This is a genomic window from Phyllobacterium sophorae (genome assembly GCF_003010965.1).
GTDB classification, from domain to species: domain Bacteria; phylum Pseudomonadota; class Alphaproteobacteria; order Rhizobiales; family Rhizobiaceae; genus Phyllobacterium; species Phyllobacterium sophorae.
On the sequence record NZ_PGGM01000009.1, the window covers coordinates 20,452 to 43,267 of the forward strand.

Here is a 22,816-nt window from a genome sequence, read left to right on the forward strand (position 1 = left end):
ATATGGCAGCAGTCAGCGATCCGTCACCTTCGTTGTACAACGAGGACTTGGCGCCCGCCAAGGAAAGAAAGTGGGGTGCCTTCAGCATCTTCAATGTCTGGACATCGGACGTCCATAGTCTATGGGGCTATTACCTCGCCGCCAGTCTTTTCCTGCTCTGCGGCAGCTTCATCAATTTTGTGATCGCCATCGGCCTGGGCTCATTGGTAATCTTTTTTCTCATGAGTCTGGTTGGCAATGCCGGCGTCAAAACGGGTGTGCCGTTTCCGGTGCTGGCGCGTGCGTCCTTCGGCACATTCGGTGCCAATGTGCCGGCACTGGTGCGTGCCGTCGTCGCCTGCTTCTGGTATGGCGCGCAGACGGCCGCCGCTTCGGGCGCCATTGTCGCGCTGCTGATCCGTAACGACGGCTTGCTTGCTTTTCATCAAAACAGCCACATGCTCGGTCATTCGACGCTGGAGGTGATCTGCTATGTGATCATATGGGCGCTGCAATTGTTGATCATTCAGCGCGGCATGGAAACGGTGCGGAAATTCCAGGATTGGGCTGGGCCGGCGGTCTGGATCATGATGCTGATTTTGGCGATCTATCTGGTCGTCAAGGCCGGGACGTTCTCGTTCGGCAGCGAAATTCCGCGTGACGTGCTACTGGAAAAGACAAAGGACGCCGGCGTGCCGGGCGAGCCAGGCTCATTTGCTGCGCTCGCTGCGGTGGCTGCGACGTGGATCACCTATTTCGCTGCACTCTATCTGAATTTCTGCGATTTCTCACGGTATGCGAAGGACGTGAAAACTCTTCGGAGAGGCAATCTTTGGGGCCTGCCGATCAACCTGCTCGCCTTCTGCCTCGTCGCCGGCGTCACCACCACTGCGGCCTTCACAGTCTATGGCGAGGTGCTGCTGCATCCCGATGCCATTTCAGCGAAGTTCGACAGCTGGTTCCTGGCATTGCTCGCAGCACTCACCTTTGCGGTGGCGACACTCGGCATCAATGTCGTGGCGAATTTCGTTTCGCCGGCGTTTGATTTTTCGAACGTCTTTCCACGACAGATCAGCTTCAAGCGCGGCGGCTATATCGCCGCATTGATTGCGCTGGTGCTCTATCCATTCGCGCCATGGGAGACGGGTGCCGCCCACTTCGTCAACTTTATCGGCTCGACGATGGGTCCGATCTTTGGGGTAATGATGGTCGATTACTACCTGATCCGCAAAGGCGCTTTGGACGTGCACGCGCTTTATCAGGAAGACGGAGAGTTCCGCTTCCAGGGCGGTTGGCATGCAAATGCCTTCATTGCCTTTGCGATGGGGGTTCTGTTCTCGTCAATCCTGCCGACCTTTACCACCGTCCTGCCAGCTTGGTGGGGTACTTACGGATGGTTCTTCGGTGTGGCCATCGGTGGAGCCGCCTATTTCATGTTACGGATGGGTGCGCGTCGCAAACTGGCTTTTGCTACCTGACTTGCGTAATAGCTCTTGCCCGGCCGAAGCGCCGGGCACCTCCCTTCGCCGGCTGCTATCTCTGCTCTGTTGCTCGACGCATTACCAAGTTGATCGTTCGCGCTGGCTGCGAGCGCGACGTGGCAATCGCGCAGGCTGGAGCTATCCTTCCCCTCATGCTAGGGAAGCTCATTGTGCACCCCGAAGGAGGGCGGATCTGGGCGGCCATCAATTAAACCTGCCAGGAAAAATGGATATCCCGTGAGCGAACTCCTTACTGCAGAAGCACTTTCAGCTCTCCTTCAAGTCATCATGATGGATCTGGTCCTGGCGGGCGACAACGCGATCGTTATCGGTCTTGCGGCTGCCGGCCTCCCGCGCGAACAGCGAAACAAGGCTATTTTCATCGGGATCATCGCCGCAACCGTGCTCCGCATTATCTTTGCGGCCGCTGCAAGCCAGATCCTGCAAATTATAGGCCTCTTGCTTGCTGGCGGTGTACTTCTGCTTTGGGTCTGCTGGAAAATGTGGAGAGAGCTAAGCGTTAGCCGCGCCGAGGAAGCGGAGGCGAGCGATGCACTGGAAGATCAGAATTTCGACGTTAACGAAAAAATGGCACCGCGCAAAACCTTTGCCCAGGCCGCCTGGCAGATCGTTGTCGCGGACGTGTCGATGTCCCTGGACAACGTACTGGCCGTAGCAGGAGCTGCGCGCGATCATCTGGCCGTGTTGGTGTTCGGCCTGATCCTCTCGATTGCGCTCATGGGCATAGCTGCAAGCTTTATCGCCCGATTGCTTCAGCGGCATCGCTGGATTGCCTATGTGGGCCTTGCGATCATTCTCTACGTTGCGCTGGAGATGATTTACCGTGGGTCCATTGAGCTCATCGCTTATGCGAGCACTATGCCGGGTTGATCCACATTTACCGGAGTCGGCCTTCTGGCCGCACCTGGCAATGCCGTGGTTTGCATTCTAGAGAGGAGGTGACGTTGAGATCGATGATGCCGTCGCGCCGGAACAGATTCGAATGATGGAGCAGCTATGAACGGTCCAGATCCTCACAACAAGCATCCAATGGATGGATTTCCGCAGGTTTGTTTCATCAGGAACACAGTCACCAATCCCAATATCATCGTTGGCGACTACACATATTACGATGATCCCGAAGACTCTGAGAATTTTGAACGCAATGTCCTGTACCATTTCCCCTTCATCGGCGACAAACTGGTGATCGGTAAATTCTGTGCACTTGCACGGGGTGTTCGCTTCATCATGAATGGAGCAAACCACAAGCTCTCCGGTATCTCGACGTACCCCTTCCAGATATTTGGCAATGGTTGGGAGGAAGTCATGCCTGGGGCCGGCGAATTGCCGTACAAGGGTGACACAGTTGTCGGGAACGATGTCTGGATAGGCTATGAGGCATTGATCATGCCGGGCGTTAAAATTGGCAATGGTGCCATTGTGTCTTCGCGTTCGGTTGTCACAGCCGATGTGCCGCCGTACACCATTGTTGGAGGCAATCCCGCCAAACCCGTCAAAGCGCGCTTTGAGCCGGATGTTGTAAGGCGGTTGGAAGCCTTGGCCTGGTGGGACTGGCCAATTGAAACAATCACGCGCAATCTGAGGCATATTGTTTCAGCCGATGTAGACGCCCTCAGCAATTGTAAGACTGACGGCTGATCCTGGTCGGTTTACCCATCCCTCAATTGCCTGCTTCCTGCCGCACGGCCACCACAGCGACACAGTCACCCGGCTTGACCAACCCGGGAAAATGCCGGGCGGCGAGAAGCCCGGCAAGTTTTGCCCGAATTTCAGCAGGCGCAGTGCCGGTCCGGCCGATAGAATGAATCCGGGCGATCACTTGTCCGTCTTTGACTGGATCGCCGAGATCGACCATTGTTTCGATCATCCCGTCATCTTCCGCAAAAGCAAAACAGTCCCCTGAAGGCATATCGAGCCAGTGCGTTTCCCGGTGCTCGATTTCACCACTCACGATGCCTGCATGTCGCAGAACGTTCATCACGCCGCGCTTGGCGATGGCTACGGTTTGCGCACGGGCCGTGCCGCCCCCGCCAAGTTCGGTAGTGACGAAAACCTTGCCCATTTCCTCCGCGGTCGTGTCATACATGCCGACCGCATCAATCTCGAGCATTCGCATCGACCACGGGGCGGAGAACGCCTTGACTGCGTCGAAGCCTTTGGCCTCCTGCGCCTTGTCGGGCAGAATATGCGCAGCAGCAAATGGCACGAAATCGAGGGTTTTGCCGCCCGAATGGAAATCCAGCACCACGTCGGAGCGCGGCAGCAGCTCGCGGGTAAAATAATCGGCGATTTTCTGGGTTACCGTCCCGTCGGGCCTGCCGGGATAACTCCGGTTCATATTACCCTTGTCGATGGGTGAGGTGCGGGTGCCGGCGCGAAACGCCGGGTAGTTCATTGCTGGAACAATAATTACCGCTCCGCTGACGCTGCCGACATCGAGTGTGCGGGCAAGATCGAACAGCGCAATCGGTCCTTCATACTCGTCACCATGATTGCCGCCAGTCAGGAGAGCGGTTGGCCCTTCGCCATTGCGAAAAACCGCAATTGGGGTCATGACCGATCCCCAGGCCGACTCATCGCGGCTATAGGGCAGTCGCAAAAAGCCGTGCTGCACACCATGCCTGTCGAGATCGATAGTTGGTGTCACGGGCGAGGGCCCGAATATTTCAGATCGCATGGCAGCCTCAGTTCTTGACGAAAAGCTTACGCGGGACATTGGCAAGGCATTCAACGCCGGTTTCTGTGATCAGGATACTTTCGGTGATCTCAAGGCCCATCGTCTCGAGCCACAAGCCGGTCATGAAATGGAAGGTCATGCCTGGCTTAAGCTCGGTCCTGTCACCCGGACGCAGGCTCATCGTCCGTTCGCCCCAGTCCGGCGGATAGGAAATGCCGATCGGATAGCCCGTGCGGTTATCCTTGACGATGCCGTACTTTTTCAGAACCGCGAAGAACGCATTGGCGATATCCTCGCAGGCATTGCCCGGCTTCGCCGCAGCGAGGCCCGCATCCATCCCCTCCAGCGTTGCCTTTTCTGCATCGAGAAACTCTTGGGTGGGATTGCCTAGAAACACTGTGCGCGACAGGGGAACGTGGTAGCGGTTATAGCATCCGGCGATCTCGAAAAAAGTACCTTCGCCGACCTTCATCGGCTTGTCGTCCCACGTAAGGTGGGGTGCCGAGGCGTCTGCACCAGATGGAAGCAATGGCACGATAGCAGGATAATCACCGCCGAAGCTTTCGGTTCCGCGGATACCCGCGTCGTAGATCTCTGCCACAAGATCGCATTTGCGCATGCCGGGTTCGACCTTGTCCACGATACGCTGGTGCATGACTTCAACGATGCGGGCCGCTCTGCGCATGTAGTCGAGTTCTGTCGGGCTTTTCACCGCGCGTTGCCAGTTGACAAGTGCCGTCCCGTCAACAAAGCGGGCATTGGGCAAATGCTTCTGCAAGGATGCGAATGCGGCGGCAGAAAACCAGTAATTATCCATCTCCACAGCGATCGTCAGCTTGTCCCAGCCCCGTTCTGCAATAATCTTCGACAGAAAATCCATGGGATGGCGCTCTGTCGACTGAACATAGTGATCCGGATAGCCGATGATATTGTCATGCGCCAAATACGCTGTGCGCTTCGCGCCGTTTGCGTCCTGTCCACGGCCGTACCAGATCGGCTCGCCCTCCGGCGGTACAATGACGGCCTGGTGCACATAGAATGACCAGCCATCATAACCCGTTAGCCACGCCATGTTGGAAGGATCGCTGCAGATGAGAAGGTCGATGCCGCGCTTGTGCATGGCAGCGCGGGTTTTCTTCAATCTTTCAGCGAATTCCTGTCGCGTGAATTTCAGATTTGGCTCGGTCATGGTTGTTTCCTCATGCTTGGGCCGAAGCCCGTGTCAACTTTCGAAATTCGTCCCGGCATTCGCCCGAATGGCGCGATCCCGGGCAAACGTGGCGATGGCGGTGTCCTGCACCCCTGTACCCGTCAGGTCGGCGATGGTGATTGCGTCGGGCGATGGCCGGCCTCGTGCCGATCCAGCGATCACTGAGCCAAGTTCGGAAAATCCCGTGTCAGCCTCTACCAATCCGGCTTCGATGGCATGATGAAGCTCACCGAGACGGCGTGTCTGTTTGAGGCTATCGGCGACATAGAGATCAGCATTCGCGATCATGGCAGGATCGAGCTCGTTCTTGTGCTCGGCGTCCGATCCCATGGCGGTGATGTGCTGGCCTGGCTGCAGCCAGGTTGATTGCAGGATTGGTTCGGTTGAGGGTGTCGTCGTCACGACGATATCCGCATCGCGGATTGCCTCTTTAGCATCGCTTACGCCGCTGACAGCAATTCCGAGCTTATCGGTCAATTCGCGTGCGGCTTGCTGCGCCTTGGCGGTGTCACGGGCCCAAATGCGGGCGTGCGTCATGGGGCGGACGAGGGTCAGGGCTTCAAGCTGCAGGCGGGCCTGTACGCCGGCTCCAAAGATCGCAGCAACGCGTGATTCCGGCCGGGACAGATGTCGAGCTGCCACGGCACCCGCAGCCGCCGTACGTACGTCGGTCAAATAGCCGTTATCGAGCAGCAACGCTTCGACCAGACCCGTCCGGCTGCTCAGCAGAACCATCATGCCGTTGACGCTCGGAAGGCCGAGCTTGGGATTGTCGAAGAATCCCGGACTGATCTTGATGGCAAAACCATCGATGCCGGGCACATAGGCGGTCTTGACATCGACTTCACCGCGATATTCCGGAATGTCGAGCCTCAGGATGGGTGGCATGGCCACCGCTCTGGTCGCGAGCGCTTCGAAGGCGGCCTCCATGCAAGCGACGGCATCGAGATCAAGTGACACGATCGTGCGCAAATCCGCTTCGGTCAGGATTGTCATGCGGGACATGGCGCAGTCCTTTCGCTCTGGTTGGTTGCGCAGACAATGTGCCGGTGCTGATCCATATCCACATTGCGGCCGGAAAGAATAACGACGACCGTTCCTTTTGCCTGCACCTTTCCCGCAAGCAGGGCGCCGATACCGACAGCAGCGGCGCCCTCGATGACCTCGCGCTCCTGTGCATAGGCATGTGACATGCCCGCAGCTATCTCGCTTTCGGAGAGCAGGATTACGTCGTCGACCAGATCCCGCACCATTGCGAAGGTGAGTCGATTATCGAGCCCGATGCCGCCGCCAAGCGAATCCGCCAGACTTTCGCTTTCTGGAACGGCCACCGGCTTTCCGGCATCGAGACTGGCGCGCATCGCAGCGCCCCGGTTCATCGAAACGCCGATGATCGTCGTCGAAGCCCGCAAGCCCTTGATGGCGGCCGAAACCCCCGACGCGAGGCCCCCGCCCGAAACGGGAACAAGGACGGTATCGGCGTCAGGAACGTCTTCGACAATCTCCAGGCCAAGCGTGCCTTGACCGGCGATGATGGCTGCATTGTCGAATGGCGGCACCATGGTGAGCCCGCTGTCGCGAACCAGACGATCGACTTCTTCCTGTGCGTCATCCTGCGATCTTCCGATAATGCGGATCTCGGCACCGAGACGGCGGATTTCCTCGACCTTGTTGTGTGGAACCAGGCTGGACATGCAGATGACCGCGTGAATACCTTCAAGACCCGCGGCATAAGCAAGCGCGCGTCCGTGATTGCCGGTAGAGGCTGCCACGACACCGCGCTGCTTTTCTGCTGCCTTCAAATTGCCAAGGGCATTTGTTGCGCCACGCAGTTTAAAGCTGCCAGTGGTTTGGCGGTGTTCCAGCTTCAGGAACACCGGCACCCCCAGTCTTTCCGACAGGGCAACTGATTGAACGGCCGGGGTGCGCACCACCTTGCCTTCAAGCCTCCTGCGGGCTTGCTCGATATCGGCAAGAGTTACAAAATTGTAAGTCATCACTTACCAACTGGCCATGGGCTGTGCCATCAGGCTCCCCAGTTCCGGACGAGGGGCGTCGTCATCACAGATACGTAGCGTAGCCCACGCGGTCGCCAGATTGCTGCTGACAACCGGCCTTCCGATTGCTTGCTCGATCTGCGGCACGACGCCGGCAGCGCGCACCGCCGTACAGGAAATGAACAGCGCATCTGCATCTTTTGCGGTTGCCTCGCGGGCTGCGGAAACCAGTGACGGCAAGTTGATCCGCGCCATTTCGCGATCATCTTCGAGGCCAAGGCAGGTAAAGGTGGCGATTTCAAAGCCTTTGGCGGTGAAATAATGCGCCATCGGGGTGCTGGTTTCGACCGTGTAGGGTGTGAGAATGCTGATGCGCCGCGCACCGAGGGCCTGCAATCCCCTGACTGCGGCCAGCGGGGGCGTGACCACCGGAACAGCCGGTTTGGCACGGTTGATCGCAGTTTCGATTTCGTCGTCGCCAATGACAACCGAGGCGGAGGTGCAGGAATAACAGATCACGTCCAGATCCTCATCCGGAAGGATCAGTCCGGCGCCCTCCGTGAGCGAAGGCTGCATGCGCCGGAGGTTATCCGGGGTCGTCGGATTGGCATAGGGAATGCGCGCCGTATAGACACCGATACGGGCGCTGGCGACCATGCGCTGGAAATCCGGTTCGGTCGTGTGATCTGTCGCGAGAATGACGAGCCCGGCGCGTTTTGCGAGCGGGCGATCGTCGAAATGAAGCGGCATCGCGGTTTGCCGGATTGTCGGAAAGGCATCCATGATCATGCTCCTCAATCAATCCTGCCATAGCGGCGTTCAAGCCAGCGCAGTCCCACCACCGAGACCAGGCTGATGATCAGGAAAAATGCGCCGACCAGGGTGATTGGTTCAATATAGCGATAGTTGTAGTTTGCGATGCTGCGCGCCTGGTTCATGAGTTCAAGCACGGTGATTGCCGATAACAGCGGCGTCTCCTTGAACATGGCGATGAAGTAGTTGGCGAGGGCAGGGATCATCGGCGGCAAAGCCTGCGGCAGGATGATCTGCGTCCATGTTTGTATCGAACTGAGATTGCAGGCTTTGGCTGCTTCCCATTGGCCGCGAGCAACATTATCAATACCGGCGCGATAGACCTCCGCCGTATAGGTCCCGTAGTGCAAGCCAAGACCAATCACGCCCGCAACGAGTGGCGAAAGGGTAATTCCGAGATCCGGCAGTACGTAGAAGATGAAATAGAGCTGGACCAGCAGTGGCGTACCGCGAATGAACTCGGCGACAAAGCCCATGGGGATGGATACGATCCGGTTCTTCGACCGCCTGACAATGGCGATGACGAGGCCTATTGCGGCGGCAACGATCGAGCCGAGGAGGGTTGCAAGAATAGTGATCTTCACACCCTCGAAAAGGGTCGGAAGAATTTGAATGACGAAGGCCCAATCCCATTCCATTGCCGCCTCCTATGACCTGATACCGTCGAGGCCGCGCGTCAGATGACGTTCAAGGCCTCGAATGGCGAAGGTGATGACGCAGGCGATGGCAAAATAGAGCACCAGAATGGTGAGGAATGGAACAAGCGTGTTTCCGGTTTGCGCACGTACCACCTGGGCCTGAAATGTCATGTCGGTCAGCGAAATAAGGGACACCACGGCCGAAGCTTTCAAAAGTTCTATCGCATTGTTGCCAAAGGTCGGCAGCATCAGCACGAATGCCTGGGGCAGGATGATGTAACGAAGGCCTTGCCAGCGGTTGAAGTTGAGCGCGGTGCAGGCCTCGTATTGCTCCTTGCCGATCGACTTGATGGCGCCGCGCACCACCTCGGCTCCATAGGCCCCCACATTGAGGCCAAGCGCGAGGACGCCCGCCTGCAACGGGGTCAGCGAAAAGCCGAACAGCGGCAGGACGAAATAGGCCCAGAATAATTGCACGAAGATCGAGGTTCCGCGGAAGAACTCTATATAAGCAGTTGCGAGCCACCGCACCGGCGCGAAACGAGACAGCCGGCCAAGACCCGCGAGGAAGGCCATGACAAGCGCTAGTGCCGAACCCATCAGCGTCAGCTGAATGGTGACAATCGCACCGTCAAGAATGAGTTGCAGATAGCCGGCCCATTGGCCCATCGCTTACAAACCTTTGCTGGAACTACTGGAGACCGCTCCGCGGTAAGGCGGAGCGGTCGCGAGCCAGGCGGTTACTTGGCCGCGCAGAGCTTTTCGCGTGTGGTGGACATTGCCGCCTGAGCCGAAAATCCATAGGGCTCCACGATCTTGGCGAATTCGCCAGATGTTTTCATCTCGGCCAGAACCTTGTCGAACTCATCGCGGAGCGCAGTATCGCCTTTGCGGAAGGCCGCGCCGTCGCAATAGACGGGAGCGCCCTGAACCGGGGCGATCACTTCGAGGTTCGGGTCGTTGGCCTTCTTGACGAGATCGTTGATCGACAGGACGGGCAAGGAATATGTGTCGATTCGGCCATCTTGCAGCATCTTCAGGCCGCTCTGGCCATCCGGCACGACGATGACACGGTCACGCGGCACGCCGGCTTCCAGCGCGAGACGTTCTTCAGTGCCGCCCCCCGGTGCTCCGATCGTGGCCTTTTCGTCCTTGGCGATATCGGCATAGCTCTTGAAACCTTTCGGATTGCCTTTTTTCACCAGGAATGCTTCTGCGTCGCAAAGGATCGGTTCCGAATAGGAAACGGCGTTGCAGCGCTCGGGCTTCATGAAGAGACCGGCGGTTACGACATCATGCCGGCCGGCCTGAAGTCCCGGAATCATCGCGCCATATTCCGAAATCGACGCGACAACATCATTCACGCCGAGCTTCTTGAAGACAGCACGCGCTACATCCGGCGCAGCGCCAGAAACGGTTCCATCGGCCTTCACTGCCGTAAACGGCGGTTCGTTGGCGATGGCGATGCGGGCAAAGCCCTGTGCCTTCAATTTGTCCAATGCTTCATCTGCCTTGGCCGGCATGGATGATGCCAGTGCCGCAAGTGCGGCGGCCGCTAAAATTGTGCTTATTGTTTTTTGTTCGATCATGTTCCCAGCTCCTTTGGTTCTCTTGTGTGCCCAACTCGTCGCGGCCGCGTCTTCAAACACGGTGACCGGCGGCGATGATCTTTTTCAGGAAAGCCTGTGTCCGTTCCTGCTTCGGATGTCTGAATATTTCGTCTGGCTTGCCATCCTCGACGATACGGCCGCGATCGAAGAACAGGACGCGATCAGCAAAATCATGGGCAAAGCCCATCTCATGGGTCACGAGCAGCATCGTCATGTCCGTCTCGCGGCAAAGCTTCCAAAGGACATTCAGCACTTCCTCCACGAGCTCAGGATCCAGTGCTGACGTGACTTCGTCAAAAAGCATGATCTTGGGCTTCAGAGCGAGGGCTCGCGCAATGGCGACACGCTGCTTTTGGCCCCCCGACAACTGCGATGGCATCGACTTCGCCTTGTCGGCAAGTCCAACCATTTCGAGCAATTCCATCGCATGCCGTTCGGCATCCTTGCGTGCAACGCCCTTGGTCAGCATGGGTGCGAGGGTAACGTTGTCGAGAACGCACTTATGCGGAAACAGGTTGAACAACTGAAACACCATGCCGATCTTCTCGCGCATCTTGTGAAGGTGCGCTTCGTCCGCCGGCTGCAACTTGCCGTTGCGTTGCATCTTGTAAAGATCATCGCCGTCGACCTTGATATCGCCGCCGTCGATGCCTTCCAATGTCATCAGGATCCGCAGAATCGTGGTCTTGCCCGAACCGGACGGACCAATCAGAGCCAGCTTCTCGCCAGGCGCAACACTGAACGACAGATCGTTCAGAACCTTGAACGCGCCAAAGCTCTTGCTGATGCCGTTGATCTCAATGATTGGCGGACTGTTTAGTGCGGGCATGCGTGTCTCCTCCTGGTTGAGACAACCTCATGCACATAACGATGGGAGACTTATCAAATCATGTCAATTGTAAAAATTAAATCATGACAATTTAGGCGATCGTGATGAAATTTGAGGCGAAGCGGTTAAATCGCAAGCAACAGATGTTCCTGGTCGCCGTGTAGCAGGTTGGCCACGACGCCAAGTCCGGTGCGTAATTCAGTCTCGGTTGTGGAGCCGAGAGAAATGCGAACGGCGGGATGCCATTGTTCCTGCGAAATCCGGAAAGACGCGCCGGGCGCTATGGCCACACCTTGCAGCCGCGCATGGGCGACAAAGGCTTCTTCAGTCCGTTCTCCGATCAATGGCAACCAGACATGGAGGCTTTGAGGATGCGAGAGAAATGGAATGCCGGCCAGAACTTCCGATGCAGTGGTGTGTCTGGTTCGCAGCGCTTCCCGTTGCCAATTGACGAGTTCCATTGCGGTCCCGTCGGACACCCAGCGGGTTGCAATCTCAGCAATAATCGGCGTTGCCATCCAGTTGGAAACAAGGTGCCGATTGGCGACAGCAGCCACATAGCGATCCGGCGCAACGAGGTATCCAATACGCAGTCCAGGGACCACGATCTTGGTAAAACTGGTGAAATAAAGGGTGCGTTCCGGTGCCAGTGCTGCGATCGGAGGGGGGCGATCCTCCACGAGTGGACCGAGCACGTCGCTCTCGATGATCGCAATGTCGTGCCGTCGGGCGACTTCGACGAGAGCCGCGCGCCGCTCCAAACCCATGAGCGTTGCGGTCGGGTTGATCACCGATGGTTGCACGAAAACCGCACGAATACCGTGCTCTTGGCAGCATTCATCCAGAGCTTCCGGAATGATGCCCTGTTCGTCGATCGCAAGTCCTTGGAGCGTCAGGCCGAGGTAGGAGGCAAGCGGCGTGAGCGTATGGTGCCCGATGCCCTCGGTCGCAACCTTGGATCCGGGCGGCGCAGCGCTCATCAGCGCAACCGTCATTGCAGCAGTCGCGCCGTTCGTCAGGCTGATGTTCGATGCCGGGACATCAAGCCCACAGGTGCGCAGCCACTCAACAGCGACGGCGCGATGACGTGGAAATACGACATTGGGCCGGAAGGACAGCGCCGAGCTTGCAGGCAGATTTTCCGCCAGCCAGCCAAGGGCTTTCTTCATGCGCTCAAGATGCATTGGCTCGCAGACTGGTTTCAGGATTGAAAGGTCGATGACTTCGCCGAGCCGCTCGGGCAGGTAGGGCGGGTCCGGCTCGCGTCGCAATGAACGCACGAAAGTACCGCGTCCGGTTTCACCGGAAATCAGATTGCGCCGGATGAGTTCCTCATAGGCCCGGCTGACGGTTTGTACGGAGAGGCGTAGTTCGTCGGCCATCTGTCGATGCGTCTGGAGACGTGTACCGCTTTCAAGTTTGCCATCGGCGATTGCACGTGCAATCTGTTCGGCCAAAGCCAGATAGGCTGGACGGCGAAGTGTACTTGGATCTGGACGCCATAATGTCATGATTTATAAGTGATCCAAGTCAGTGCAATTGACAATCGAAAAATCACAACGTCATGGTTATTGGGCACAAAAGTAGGCAGGAAATGACATCGCTAAAGCTCGATCCGATTGATATTCGCATCCTTGACGAAATCCAGCGTGAGGGCCGGATCACCAAGCTTGCCTTGGCCGAACGGGTTGGAATATCGCCAACTCCGTGCTGGACGCGCCTGCGACGGCTGGAGAAGGCGGGGATCATTACCGGCTACCACGCCCGGCTTGCCTTGCGGCTTGTGACGCCCGTAACCACTGTGCTGATGGAAGTAACGCTCGGAGCCCATCGCCAGGCGGATTTTGACCGATTTGAACGGGCAATCAAGACGATACCCGAAGTTGTGACATGCTGGTCGGTCGGGGGTGGCGTCGACTATGTCCTGAAGGTCATGGCGCGTGACATCGATTCCTATCAGCGCCTGGTCGACAGCCTCCTGCAGCGCGAAATCGGCATCGACCGCTATTTCACCTATATCGTCACCAAGACCGTCAAGGATGAGGTAGTGCTCCCCGTCGCGGATCTGATAACCGCGGCTGAGCCAAATTAGTCGATTTCTCCGCATACCTGCCCCCATGAAGACCATCTCTCTTCGATAGCGGCGGGAAACAGTCTCTCTCTCCTCTCCTTCATGCGAGCCTTGTAACCGAGTATTCTTCGGGAGAGCCGCATGTCCGCCCATTTTGCACGACCAGACCGCCATCCGGCCCTCGACGGCCTGCAAGACCGCCGCATGCTGCGCGAACTCGCCTATGTCGATGGGCAATGGCGGGCCGGTGATGCGGGTCAAACGTTCGAGGTCAATGACCCGGCGTCCAGCGAAGCGATTGGCTGGGTGTCCAAGCTCAATTCCGGCCAGACGAACCTTGCGATCGACGCTGCGGCCAGAGCCTTCCCATTGTGGCGGGATCTACTGCCCCAGGAGCGCGCGGCCAAACTGCGCCGCTGGTACGAGCTGATCCTGCAAGCCAAAGAAGATTTGGCTCTCATCATGACGCTGGAGCAGGGCAAACCGCTCGAAGAATCGCGCGGCGAGATCGACTATGCGGCGTCCTTCGTCGAATGGTACGCGGAAGAAGCCAAGCGCCTTAACGCTGAAGGCGTGACCGGTCATCTTGTAGGCGCCGAGATGATGGTCCGGCGCGAACCCCTGGGCGTTGTCGGTGTCGTTACCCCGTGGAACTTTCCATCGGCTATGCTGACACGAAAGGCTGCGGCGGCTTTGGCGGCGGGTTGCACGGTCGTCGCTCATCCATCGTCGGAAACGCCGCTGTCTGCATTGGCATTGGCCGAACTTGCCGACCGTGCGGGAATTCCGGCAGGCGTTTTCAACATTGTCACCGGCGACGCCGCAACCATTGTCGGGCGGCTTTGCGCAGATGCGCGCGTCCGCGCGCTGAGCTTCACGGGGTCGACGGAAATTGGCCGTTTGATCGCTGCGCAATGCGCGCCAACGATGAAAAACCTGATCATGGAGCTCGGCGGCCACGCACCACTGATCATCTTCGCCGACGCCGATATCGGCCGCGCCGTCGATATCGCCATCAATGCCAAGTTCGCAACGTCAGGGCAGGATTGCCTCGCCGCCAATCGAATCTATGTCGAAGGCCCGATCCACAATGACTTTGCTGCAGCCTTTGCGAGGAGAGTTTCTGCGCTCAAAGTCGCGTCCGGATTAACCCCCGATGCTGACATTGGTCCCTTGATGCATGAGCGCGCAATAAGAAAGGTGGAGGAACAGGTCGCCGACGCCTTGGCCCGAGGCGCTCGCTGCATTGTCGGCGGCAAGCGTGACGGGGCAGGGGAGCTGTTTTATCAGCCAACCGTTCTGACCGATGTCCCGGATGATGCGCTGATCATGCGCGAGGAAACATTTGGACCGGTAGCGGCCATCAGCACGTTTCATTCCGAGGACGAGGTTGTCGCACGGGCCAATGCCATCGAATATGGACTTGTCGCTTATGTCGTGACGAGAGATGGCGCGCGCATGCTGCGGCTTGGCCGCCGCCTCGAATACGGCATGGTGGCGATAAATCGCGTCAAGATCACCGGCGCGCCGGTTCCCTTTGGCGGCATCAAGCAGTCCGGCCTGGGCCGTGAGGGCTCGCGCCATGGAATCGAGGCGTTCACCGAACTCAAATATCTTTGCATCGACACGCAGTAATTTTGACTGAGAACAAGGAATTCAATCATGCTTGACCGCTCGAACGAACTGAACGCCTGGGATCGCGACCACTTCTTCCACCCTTCGACGCATATGGGCACCCATGCCCGGGGCGAAACACCGGCACGCATCATCAAGGGCGGCGAGGGCGTTCACATCACCGACAGCACAGGACGGACGAGCATCGATGCGTTTGCCGGGCTCTATTGCGTCAATGTCGGCTATGGGCGGACAGAAATTGCTGAAGCAATTGCCAAGCAGGCCAGGGAGCTCGCTTACTACCACGCCTATGTCGGCCATGGCACGGATGCCTCGATCACCTTGGCCAAAATGATCATCGATCGCGCGCCAAAGGGGATGAGCCGCGTCTATTTCGGTCTGTCCGGTTCGGATGCGAATGAAACCAATATCAAGCTGGTTTGGTACTACAATAATGTACTTGGGCGTCCCGAGAAGAAGAAGATCATCTCGCGCTGGCGCGGCTATCATGGCTCGGGAGTCATGACCGGCAGTCTGACTGGCCTCGAACTGTTTCACAACGCTTTCGATTTGCCGCTCGCACCAATCTTGCACACCGAAGCGCCCTACTATTTCCGCCGCGAAGATCGCGCGATGAGCGAGGAGCAGTTCTCACAGCTGTGCGCGGACAAGCTGGAAGAGATGATTTTGGCGGAGGGTCCTGAGACGATCGCCGCCTTCATCGGCGAGCCGATCCTTGGCACGGGAGGTATCGTTCCGCCCCCAGCGCATTATTGGAAGCATATCCAGGCGGTCCTCAATAAATACGACATCCTTTTGATCGCTGATGAGGTCGTGACCGGGTTTGGCCGTCTTGGTACCATGTTCGGTTCCGATCACTACGGGATCCAACCGGATCTGATCACCATCGCTAAGGGATTGACTTCCGCCTACGCGCCGCTTTCCGGTGTGATCGTATCGGATAAGGTCTGGCAGGTGCTGGTGAAAGGCTCCGACATGCTCGGTGCGCTCGGACATGGCTGGACCTATTCGGCCCATCCAATCTGCGCCGCAGCCGGTGTTGCCAATCTCGAATTGATCGACAAGCTCGATCTCGTCACCAACGCCGGTGAAACCGGCGCGTATTTCCGGGAGCAACTGACGCAAGCGCTCGCCAGTCATCCCATCGTCGGTGATGTCCGCGGTGATGGCATGCTGGCAGCGGTCGAATTTGTTGCCGACAAGGATGATCGCAAGTTCTTCGATCCGGCATTGAAAGTCGGTCCGCGCATCGCTGCCGCATTGGCGGAACGCGGTGTCATTGGCCGGGCCATGCCGCAGGGCGATATACTCGGTTTCGCGCCGCCACTCTGTCTGACGCCTGCCGAGGCGGACATTGTCGTCAAAGCCGCAGCCGATGCTGTTGAATCGGTAGCCAGGACACTCTGAGGATAATAGCGGCGATGCATGAGAAGTTTCCAAAGACCATGGCCGCGGTTCAACTCGTTGGCCACGGCGGTCTCGACAAGCTCGTCTACAGCCAAGACGTACTCGTCCCGGCACCGGCAGCTGGTGAAGTGTTGATAGCAATCACGGCCTGCGGCATGAACAATACCGATGTCTGGGTGCGCGAAGGCGCCTATGGCACCGAGGAAGATGCAGGTGCAGTTTCAACCTGGCGCCGGCAGGAACCGACACTCAGCTTTCCGCGGATCCAGGGTACGGACATCGTCGGCAACATCGCAGCGGCTGGCGAAGGCGTGCCGCAAGACCGCATCGGCCAACGCGTGATGGTAGACTTCTCGATCTATAATCGCGACGACGACAGTTTGGCCGATATCGACTACATCGGGCATGGCCGCGATGGCGGTTATGCTGAGTATGTCACGGTCCCCGCGGAAAACGCCCACTTTGTCGACAGCGCGATGAGCGATGTCGAGCTTGCCACGTTCTGTTGTGCGTACCTTACGGGCGAACAGATGCTGGAGCGCGCTGATCTTAAGACCGGTGAGCGAATACTTGTGACTGGCGCGTCCGGCGGCGTCGGATCCGGTATTGTCCAGCTGGCCAGGGCGCGCGGGGCTATTCCATACGCGATCGTTGGTCCCGGCAAGGAACAGGCGCTCAAGGATATTGGCGCCGAGGCAGTAATCACCCGCGGAACGCAAGATCTTGTCGCGGCCGTCAATAGTGCCACCGGCGGCAGGCCGATCGATGTCGTTGCCGATCTTGTAGGTGGCGCGATATTCAATGACCTGTTGCGTATCCTGCGCGCCGAGGGGCGTTACACCACGGCTGGTGCGATTGGCGGACCGGTTGTGCAACTCGACCTGCGCACGATGTATCTCAAGCAGCTCGCCCTGCATGGATCTTCACAGGGGACGCGAGGCGATTTCCGCCGCATAGTCCGCTATATTGAGGAAGGCAAGATCAGGCCGCTTGTCGGTGGCGTCTACCGGCTGTCCGAGTTCCATAAGGCGCAGACCGATTTCATGGCAAAAAACTTTGTCGGCAAGCTGGTTGTGGTTCCCGATTCTCAATACTGAGCCTTGATCGGCGCGGCAAGACACTAGGCGACGATCACCGCCCCGGCAGTTGAGCCCGGCCTGTCGGGTCAAGGCGAGAGAGCGGTGCCATGTTGAGAATGACACCGCTGTTTGAGCTATTTTGCCCTTGCCCAGGCGGGCAGCCATTCGCCGTGAGAGGCGAGAAGGTCATCGACAAGCGACCATATCTGGTCAAGATCGAGCTCTGCCGCGGTATGCGGGTCCATCATGGCGGCATGATAGATGTGATCACGGTTTTCCGTCATCAGGGCTTGAACGGTCAGTTCCTGCACGTTGATGTTGGTCCGGATCAAAGCGGTTAGTTGCGGCGGCAGCGGACCAACGTAGGTTGGTTGGATGCCCGATGCGTCGACAAGGCAGGGCACTTCCACCGCGCAATCGGCAGGCAGAGAGGTGACGCAGCCATTATTGCGTACATTGCCGTAAATCACGGACGGTTCGCCGGTCCACACGGAATGCATGATGGATGATGCATATTCGTGACTCTCACAGACCTCTATCGTGTCGGCCTTCGCAAAGCTCTCCGCCTGACCCTTCCAGCGTTCAATCTGCTCGATGCAGCGTTTCGGGTATTCATCCAGCGGAATACCGAACTTTTCAATCAAATCATCACGGCCATCCTTGATGAAATAGGGCGTGTATTCGGCAAAATGCTCGGAGCTTTCCGTCACGAAATAGCCGAGCCGCGTCAGCATCTCATACCGCACCTTGTTGGGGCAGCGTTGATTCCAGTCGCTGGGCTTTGGCAAACGGCCCTCGCGATAACCGCGCACCAGATCCGGATAAAGATTGCGATAAGTGCCGTCCGGCAACCGGTGCTCGAATTGCAGGTAGAACGCCATATGGTTGATGCCGGCCGCGCGATAGCGAATCTCCGCAACGGGAATGTCGAGATCGCGAGCAAGCTCGCCGGCGGTTCCCTGAACCGAATGGCACAGGCCAACCTGCCGGATGGCCGGGTATTTTTCCGCAATCGCCCAGGTGTTGATCGCCATCGGATTCACATATTGCAAGAGAATGGCCCGAGGGCAGACGGCGAGCATATCCTCGCAGATTTTCCATAGATGCGGAACCGTACGCAGGCCTCGCATTATGCCACCGACACCGAGCGTATCAGCAATGGTCTGGCGCAAGCCATACTTCTTTGGGACCTCGAAATCGGTGACCGTACAAGGTTCATAGCCGCCGATCTGGAATGCAACAACGACGAAGTCGGCATCCTGGAGAGCCCGGCGCTGGTCGGAATAGGTTTCTATGGCCGCGTTGGCGCCAAGCGTCCGAGCAAGCTTGCCCGCAACTATTTCGCTTTCCGCAAGGCGCTGCGGGTTGATGTCCATCAGCGCGATCGTTGCGCCCGACAAAGCGGGGCGCTGCAGCACATCGCCGATGATGTTTTTCATGAAGACCGTCGATCCGGCTCCGATGAAGGTAATTTTGGGTTGTTGTCTTGGCATGGCAGTCTCCGGGAGGATTATGCGGCTACCTCGAATGCGGCTTTGACGAGCCGTTCGGTGTAGGCGGTCTTGGGTTGGGAGAGGACTTCGTCAACGGGGCCCTCCTCGACGATCTTGCCGTGTTGCATCACCATCACGCGATGGCACAGGGCACGGACGACTTTCAGATCGTGGGAAATGAACAGGTAACTCAGGCCGCCGTCGTCCTGCAGCTTGCGCAACAGGTCGATGATCTGCGCCTGGACCGACAGATCGAGCGCCGATGTCGGCTCGTCGAGAAGGATGAATTCCGGCTCGAGCACAATAGCGCGGGCAATGGCGATGCGTTGGCGTTGACCGCCGGAGAATTCATGGGGAAAGCGCGAGAGAATATTGTGAGGCATGCCTGCGCAGGTCAAAGCCTCCTGCACACGTTCAAGGCGCTCTGCACGGTTCTGGCCAATCCTGTTGATGATAAGCCCTTCCTCGATAATCTGCCCCACGGACATGCGCGGATTGAGTGAGGCAAAGGGATCCTGGAACACGATTTGCATGCGCGATCGCAGCGGCCGCATCTCCTGCCGGGTTTTCCTGTGGATCGGCTGGCGATCGAAATAGATCTCACCGCTGTCCGTGTTGATGAGCCGGACAAGTGCCTGACCGAATGTCGTTTTGCCCGAGCCGGATTCACCGACGATGCCCAACGTTTCGTGCCGGTGAAGCTTAAGATTGAGGCTGTCGACGGCTACAAGTTCGTGCAGCTGCGGCTTGAAGAAGCCGCCGCGCTTCAACATATAGGAAACCCGTACGGCCTTGCCTTCCAGAATAGCCTCGCAATTTGCCGGCATCGGATTGGCTTGTCCCGTCGGTTCCGAACCGAGCAGGTGACGGGTGTAGGGGTGACGCGGGTTTTCGAAAAGCGCTGCCGTCGTATTGTGTTCCCGCACTTCGCCGTTCTGCATGACATAGACATAGTCGGAAAACTGCCGGACGACAGTTAGATCATGGGTGATGAGGATAACCGCCATTCCGAGCCGCTTTTGCAAATCCCGGATGAGATTGAGAATCTGGGCCTGGACTGTGACATCCAGTGCTGTCGTCGGCTCATCGGCGATAAGTACGTCAGGATTGTTGGCGAGCGCCATGGCAATCATTACGCGCTGGCGCTGACCTCCTGAGAGCTGGTGCGGATACTGGTTGAGCCGGGATTCCGGATCAGGAATTTGCACCTGTACCAGCAGCTCGAGCGCACGCTTTTGCGCCTCGCGCCGGCTGACGCGACGATGCACGCGAATGGCCTCGACGATCTGACTGCCGATCGTATAGATCGGATTGAGGGAACTCATCGGTTCCTGAAAAATCATGGACATGCGGTCACCACGCAGTTTGCGCCGCTCGCGATCCGAGAATTTCAACACGTTTTTGCCGTCATAGTCGATCTTCGCCGTCCCGGAGACTACGGCCCGCTTTGTCAGAAGACCCATGATCGTGCGGGCAGTTACGGATTTGCCGGACCCAGACTCGCCGACAATGGCAATGGTTTCGCCTCGGTAGAGCTGGAAGGAAACGTCTTTGACGGCATCGACGATTCCACCTTCGACCTTGAATTTTACAGCGATATTGCTGGCGCTGATGATCGGCGCGTCGCTGTGTGCCGCGTGGTCTTGCCGCTGGCCCGGAGCAATCGTTCTGAGATCGGAAATCTGCATCGCTTCAAGCCTCAATAAGGGTCAACGGCATCGCGCAAACCATCGCCGAGCGCGTTGAACGCAAAGACGGTGAGGAGCACGAAGGCAACGGGGGTGAGTATCCACGGATAGGAACCGATGACCGAGTAGGTAGCGGTATCCTGCAGCATCAGTCCCCAGGAAATCAGCGGCGGTTTGACGGCAAATCCGAGAAAGCCAAGAAAGGATTCCAGAAGCACCACGTGCGGGATCGCGAGTGTGACGGCAACGATCACATGGCTCAGCACGTTGGGGAAAATATGCTGGAAGATGATGCGCCGGTCGGTAGCGCCCACGGCCATGGCGGCACGGACATATTCGATCCGTGCAAGGGCCAGCGTCTTGCCGCGTACTTCGCGCGACATCTGTGCCCAGCCGAGCGCCGACATGACGATAATGACGAAGGCAAGGAAGACATTCGTCGGTGCAGTCACAGGGATAAGCGAGCTCAAGGCGAGATAGAGTGGCAATTGCGGGAATGCCAGAACCAGCTCAACGAAGCGCTGGGTCCACGAATCGAACCGCCCGCCGAAATAGCCGGAGACCAGACCCACCGTTGTACCGACCACGGTGACGATAAACACCACGATCAGCGCAATCATCAGCGAGATGCGTGAGCCATAAATGGCACGCGACAGGACATCACGCCCGAATTTGTCCGTCCCGAGGAAATGCACCGGCTTTCCATCGAGCGTTCCGAAGAAATGACGGTCTGTGGGAATAATGCCGAAGAGCCGGTATTCGAAGCCTCGTACAAAAAATCCAAGCAAGCGGGGATTGTCATAGTCGGGTCCGACGATTGGCTGGAAGGTAACCGGGTCCAGCTCTTCGGTTTCTGCTATGGGATAGGTCCGGGGGCGCAATGCAAAATTGCCGTCCTTGTCAAAGAAGCGGACGGCTTCCGGTGGTGCAAATCCGATATCGGTCTGCTTTGGATCAGCCGGTGCGAAAAAGCCGGCGAAGATTGCCATGACGAGCAGGAGGCAGACAAGAACGAGACCGGTCATGCCTGTCCAGGATCGCTTCAAGCGCCGCCACACGAGCGCGATGTAGCTTTCATTGCCGCGTTTGTTATCAATGACTTCCGCCACATGTGCGCGGGATTGGACGTGCATCTGCATCAGCTTGCCTCCCCATATTGCCGGACGCGCGGATCCATCAGGGCGAGCAGCAGGTCGGCAATGATATTGCCCACGATCAATGTCGCTGAAAGCACGAGCATGAAGGTTGCGGTGACATAGACATCGCCCACCCACATCGATCCGACGATGGCTGGACCAACGGTCGGCAGGGCAAAGATAATGGCAGTCTCGATCTCACCGGTCAGCATGTAGGGCAAGACCACGCCCTGATACATGATCAACGGATGCATCGCGTTGGGAACAGCGTGCCGCATGATAACCGCACCCTCGCTCAGGCCCTTGGCGCGGGCGGTTTCGACATATTGGGCATTGAGCGTATCGAGCAGATTGCCGCGCATCACGCGCATATTGTAGGCAAGCCCGCCAAATGTGGCGATGGCGACAACCGGCCAGACGTGCTGGACAAGATCGACGAATTTGCCCCATGACCACGGCGCGCCGCCGTAACGTGCCGAATGGAAACTACCGATCTCCGAGACGTTGAAATGAAACACAAGTATGTAGACGATGATCAGTGCCATCAGAAAGCGCGGCACCGTCATGCCGAGAAACGATATTCCCGACAACAGGCTGTCGACCCAGGAATATTGCCGTGTTGCCGCCAATATTCCAAAGCTGATGCCGATAACTGACGCCAGGATGTGACAGGTAAGTGCCAGCAGCAGGGTGCGCGGCAGCCGCTCGCCGACCACGTCGGCCACCGGTTTGTTGTAAAAAAGGCTGTGGCCGAAATCGCCGCGTGTCACCATGCCGACGACCCAATTGACGTACTGGACGGGCAGGGGCTTGTCGAGGCCATTGGCGACACGATAGGCCTGTGCCTGGGCGTCGGCAGCCTCGAAGGAAGCACCGCCCTGATTGATCAATTGCGAGCGGATGTAATCGGAATAGTCGCCAGGGGGCGCCTGGATGATGGCGAAGGTCACTACACTCAGGACGAACAGCACCGGAATGGCAGATGCAATACGCACAAGCAGGAATCGTAACATGGGCCGGTTCACTTCTCTGTGTTTGCCTGGTTCAAAATC

At 57.8% G+C, this 22,816-nt stretch carries 21 protein-coding genes; 7 read left to right on the forward strand and 14 right to left on the reverse strand.

All coding sequences use genetic code 11. The annotated features are described in order from the left end of the window. The first annotated feature begins 2 nt into the window (after positions 1–2). The 3 genes from CU103_RS18525 (at position 3) to CU103_RS18535 (ending at position 3,119) form a co-directional block, all read left to right on the forward strand. Positions 3–1,457, forward strand: coding sequence for an NCS1 family nucleobase:cation symporter-1 (locus CU103_RS18525; RefSeq protein WP_106665533.1), 1,455 nt, complete (start codon positions 3–5; stop codon positions 1,455–1,457). A 240-nt stretch (positions 1,458–1,697) separates the two neighbouring features. Next, on the forward strand, positions 1,698–2,351 hold the full coding sequence (locus CU103_RS18530; protein ID WP_106665534.1) for a TerC family protein: 654 nt from the start codon (positions 1,698–1,700) through the stop codon (positions 2,349–2,351). A 126-nt stretch (positions 2,352–2,477) separates the two neighbouring features. Continuing rightward, positions 2,478–3,119: a Vat family streptogramin A O-acetyltransferase gene (locus CU103_RS18535; protein ID WP_106665535.1), complete on the forward strand. Its 642-nt coding sequence runs from the start codon at positions 2,478–2,480 to the stop codon at positions 3,117–3,119. Positions 3,120–3,141: 22 nt separating this feature from the next. Here CU103_RS18535 and doeB read toward each other — a convergent pair whose 3' ends face one another. The 10 genes from doeB to ehuR all read right to left on the reverse strand — a co-directional run bounded on the left by doeB (position 3,142) and on the right by ehuR (position 12,766). Further along, positions 3,142–4,158, reverse strand: a complete 1,017-nt coding sequence (doeB, locus tag CU103_RS18540) for a N(2)-acetyl-L-2,4-diaminobutanoate deacetylase DoeB (protein ID WP_106665536.1) — start codon at positions 4,156–4,158, stop codon at positions 3,142–3,144. Between the two features lie 7 nt (positions 4,159–4,165). Continuing rightward, a complete protein-coding gene (gene doeA / locus CU103_RS18545) occupies positions 4,166–5,347 on the reverse strand; it encodes an ectoine hydrolase DoeA (protein ID WP_106665537.1) in 1,182 nt (393 codons plus the stop codon). A gap of 33 nt (positions 5,348–5,380) precedes the next feature. After that, positions 5,381–6,373, reverse strand: a complete 993-nt coding sequence (eutC, locus tag CU103_RS18550; RefSeq protein WP_106665538.1) for an ectoine utilization protein EutC — start codon at positions 6,371–6,373, stop codon at positions 5,381–5,383. Continuing rightward, on the reverse strand, positions 6,361–7,365 hold the full coding sequence (gene eutB, locus CU103_RS18555) for a hydroxyectoine utilization dehydratase EutB (protein ID WP_106665539.1): 1,005 nt from the start codon (positions 7,363–7,365) through the stop codon (positions 6,361–6,363). Before eutB ends, eutC begins: the two co-directional genes overlap by 13 nt. Before the next feature lie 3 nt (positions 7,366–7,368). Next, the gene (eutA, locus tag CU103_RS18560) at positions 7,369–8,148 is read right to left on the reverse strand and encodes an ectoine utilization protein EutA (protein ID WP_106665707.1); all 780 of its coding nucleotides are present in this window, start codon (positions 8,146–8,148) and stop codon (positions 7,369–7,371) included. Positions 8,149–8,159: 11 nt separating this feature from the next. Next, positions 8,160–8,816 carry an ectoine/hydroxyectoine ABC transporter permease subunit EhuD gene (gene ehuD / locus CU103_RS18565; RefSeq protein WP_106665540.1) on the reverse strand — a complete coding sequence of 219 codons (657 nt, stop codon included), beginning with the start codon at positions 8,814–8,816 and terminating at the stop codon, positions 8,160–8,162. Between the two features lie 9 nt (positions 8,817–8,825). After that, the gene (ehuC, locus tag CU103_RS18570; protein WP_106665541.1) at positions 8,826–9,485 is read right to left on the reverse strand and encodes an ectoine/hydroxyectoine ABC transporter permease subunit EhuC; all 660 of its coding nucleotides are present in this window, start codon (positions 9,483–9,485) and stop codon (positions 8,826–8,828) included. Between the two features lie 71 nt (positions 9,486–9,556). Further along, the gene (gene ehuB, locus CU103_RS18575) at positions 9,557–10,405 is read right to left on the reverse strand and encodes an ectoine/hydroxyectoine ABC transporter substrate-binding protein EhuB (protein WP_106665542.1); all 849 of its coding nucleotides are present in this window, start codon (positions 10,403–10,405) and stop codon (positions 9,557–9,559) included. A 52-nt stretch (positions 10,406–10,457) separates the two neighbouring features. Beyond that, entirely contained in the window at positions 10,458–11,255 is a 798-nt protein-coding gene (ehuA, locus tag CU103_RS18580) for an ectoine/hydroxyectoine ABC transporter ATP-binding protein EhuA (RefSeq protein WP_106665543.1), read from the reverse strand. Between the two features lie 125 nt (positions 11,256–11,380). Then, positions 11,381–12,766 carry a MocR-like ectoine utilization transcription factor EhuR gene (gene ehuR / locus CU103_RS18585; RefSeq protein WP_106665544.1) on the reverse strand — a complete coding sequence of 462 codons (1,386 nt, stop codon included), beginning with the start codon at positions 12,764–12,766 and terminating at the stop codon, positions 11,381–11,383. A gap of 83 nt (positions 12,767–12,849) precedes the next feature. Between ehuR and CU103_RS18590 the strand changes: the two genes are divergently transcribed. The 4 genes from CU103_RS18590 to CU103_RS18605 all read left to right on the forward strand — a co-directional run bounded on the left by CU103_RS18590 (position 12,850) and on the right by CU103_RS18605 (position 17,465). Continuing rightward, positions 12,850–13,347 carry an Lrp/AsnC family transcriptional regulator gene (locus CU103_RS18590; protein WP_106665545.1) on the forward strand — a complete coding sequence of 166 codons (498 nt, stop codon included), beginning with the start codon at positions 12,850–12,852 and terminating at the stop codon, positions 13,345–13,347. Positions 13,348–13,467: 120 nt separating this feature from the next. After that, positions 13,468–14,961: an NAD-dependent succinate-semialdehyde dehydrogenase gene (locus CU103_RS18595; protein WP_106665546.1), complete on the forward strand. Its 1,494-nt coding sequence runs from the start codon at positions 13,468–13,470 to the stop codon at positions 14,959–14,961. A 27-nt stretch (positions 14,962–14,988) separates the two neighbouring features. Continuing rightward, on the forward strand, positions 14,989–16,368 hold the full coding sequence (locus CU103_RS18600) for an aspartate aminotransferase family protein (RefSeq protein ID WP_106665547.1): 1,380 nt from the start codon (positions 14,989–14,991) through the stop codon (positions 16,366–16,368). A gap of 14 nt (positions 16,369–16,382) precedes the next feature. Next, a complete protein-coding gene (locus CU103_RS18605) occupies positions 16,383–17,465 on the forward strand; it encodes an alcohol dehydrogenase family protein (RefSeq protein ID WP_106665548.1) in 1,083 nt (360 codons plus the stop codon). Positions 17,466–17,581: 116 nt separating this feature from the next. On the opposite strand, the gene melA is transcribed toward CU103_RS18605, so the two are convergent. The 4 genes from melA to CU103_RS18625 are packed head-to-tail and all read right to left on the reverse strand — an operon-like array spanning position 17,582 to position 22,777. After that, positions 17,582–18,940 (reverse strand): alpha-glucosidase/alpha-galactosidase, encoded by a 1,359-nt coding sequence (gene melA / locus CU103_RS18610; RefSeq protein ID WP_106665549.1) that lies wholly within the window; start codon positions 18,938–18,940, stop codon positions 17,582–17,584. 17 nt (positions 18,941–18,957) lie between these two features. Beyond that, positions 18,958–20,628 (reverse strand): ABC transporter ATP-binding protein, encoded by a 1,671-nt coding sequence (locus CU103_RS18615; protein ID WP_170117059.1) that lies wholly within the window; start codon positions 20,626–20,628, stop codon positions 18,958–18,960. An 11-nt stretch (positions 20,629–20,639) separates the two neighbouring features. After that, positions 20,640–21,767 carry an ABC transporter permease gene (locus CU103_RS18620; protein WP_106665550.1) on the reverse strand — a complete coding sequence of 376 codons (1,128 nt, stop codon included), beginning with the start codon at positions 21,765–21,767 and terminating at the stop codon, positions 20,640–20,642. Then, a complete protein-coding gene (locus CU103_RS18625) occupies positions 21,767–22,777 on the reverse strand; it encodes an ABC transporter permease (RefSeq protein WP_106665551.1) in 1,011 nt (336 codons plus the stop codon). The genes CU103_RS18620 and CU103_RS18625 overlap by 1 nt, the downstream gene beginning before the upstream one ends. Positions 22,778–22,816: the final 39 nt, after the last annotated feature.

What these genes read in the sequence shown, in the direction of transcription:
- ehuC (WP_106665541.1), bottom strand. Translation starts at nt 9,485, where the DNA reads ATGGGCCAATGGGCCGGCTATCTGCAACTCATTCTTGACGGTGCGATT.
- CU103_RS18615 (WP_170117059.1), bottom strand. Translation starts at nt 20,628, where the DNA reads ATGCAGATTTCCGATCTCAGAACGATTGCTCCGGGCCAGCGGCAAGAC.
- CU103_RS18595 (WP_106665546.1), top strand. Translation starts at nt 13,468, where the DNA reads ATGTCCGCCCATTTTGCACGACCAGACCGCCATCCGGCCCTCGACGGC.
- CU103_RS18535 (WP_106665535.1), top strand. Translation starts at nt 2,478, where the DNA reads ATGAACGGTCCAGATCCTCACAACAAGCATCCAATGGATGGATTTCCG.
- eutC (WP_106665538.1), bottom strand. Translation starts at nt 6,373, where the DNA reads ATGTCCCGCATGACAATCCTGACCGAAGCGGATTTGCGCACGATCGTG.
- ehuD (WP_106665540.1), bottom strand. Translation starts at nt 8,816, where the DNA reads ATGGAATGGGATTGGGCCTTCGTCATTCAAATTCTTCCGACCCTTTTC.
- CU103_RS18525 (WP_106665533.1), top strand. Translation starts at nt 3, where the DNA reads ATGGCAGCAGTCAGCGATCCGTCACCTTCGTTGTACAACGAGGACTTG.
- CU103_RS18590 (WP_106665545.1), top strand. Translation starts at nt 12,850, where the DNA reads ATGACATCGCTAAAGCTCGATCCGATTGATATTCGCATCCTTGACGAA.
- CU103_RS18625 (WP_106665551.1), bottom strand. Translation starts at nt 22,777, where the DNA reads ATGTTACGATTCCTGCTTGTGCGTATTGCATCTGCCATTCCGGTGCTG.
- CU103_RS18605 (WP_106665548.1), top strand. Translation starts at nt 16,383, where the DNA reads ATGCATGAGAAGTTTCCAAAGACCATGGCCGCGGTTCAACTCGTTGGC.
- ehuB (WP_106665542.1), bottom strand. Translation starts at nt 10,405, where the DNA reads ATGATCGAACAAAAAACAATAAGCACAATTTTAGCGGCCGCCGCACTT.
- eutB (WP_106665539.1), bottom strand. Translation starts at nt 7,365, where the DNA reads ATGACTTACAATTTTGTAACTCTTGCCGATATCGAGCAAGCCCGCAGG.
- eutA (WP_106665707.1), bottom strand. Translation starts at nt 8,148, where the DNA reads ATGGATGCCTTTCCGACAATCCGGCAAACCGCGATGCCGCTTCATTTC.
- ehuR (WP_106665544.1), bottom strand. Translation starts at nt 12,766, where the DNA reads ATGACATTATGGCGTCCAGATCCAAGTACACTTCGCCGTCCAGCCTAT.
- ehuA (WP_106665543.1), bottom strand. Translation starts at nt 11,255, where the DNA reads ATGCCCGCACTAAACAGTCCGCCAATCATTGAGATCAACGGCATCAGC.
- doeA (WP_106665537.1), bottom strand. Translation starts at nt 5,347, where the DNA reads ATGACCGAGCCAAATCTGAAATTCACGCGACAGGAATTCGCTGAAAGA.
- CU103_RS18620 (WP_106665550.1), bottom strand. Translation starts at nt 21,767, where the DNA reads ATGCAGATGCACGTCCAATCCCGCGCACATGTGGCGGAAGTCATTGAT.
- doeB (WP_106665536.1), bottom strand. Translation starts at nt 4,158, where the DNA reads ATGCGATCTGAAATATTCGGGCCCTCGCCCGTGACACCAACTATCGAT.
- melA (WP_106665549.1), bottom strand. Translation starts at nt 18,940, where the DNA reads ATGCCAAGACAACAACCCAAAATTACCTTCATCGGAGCCGGATCGACG.
- CU103_RS18600 (WP_106665547.1), top strand. Translation starts at nt 14,989, where the DNA reads ATGCTTGACCGCTCGAACGAACTGAACGCCTGGGATCGCGACCACTTC.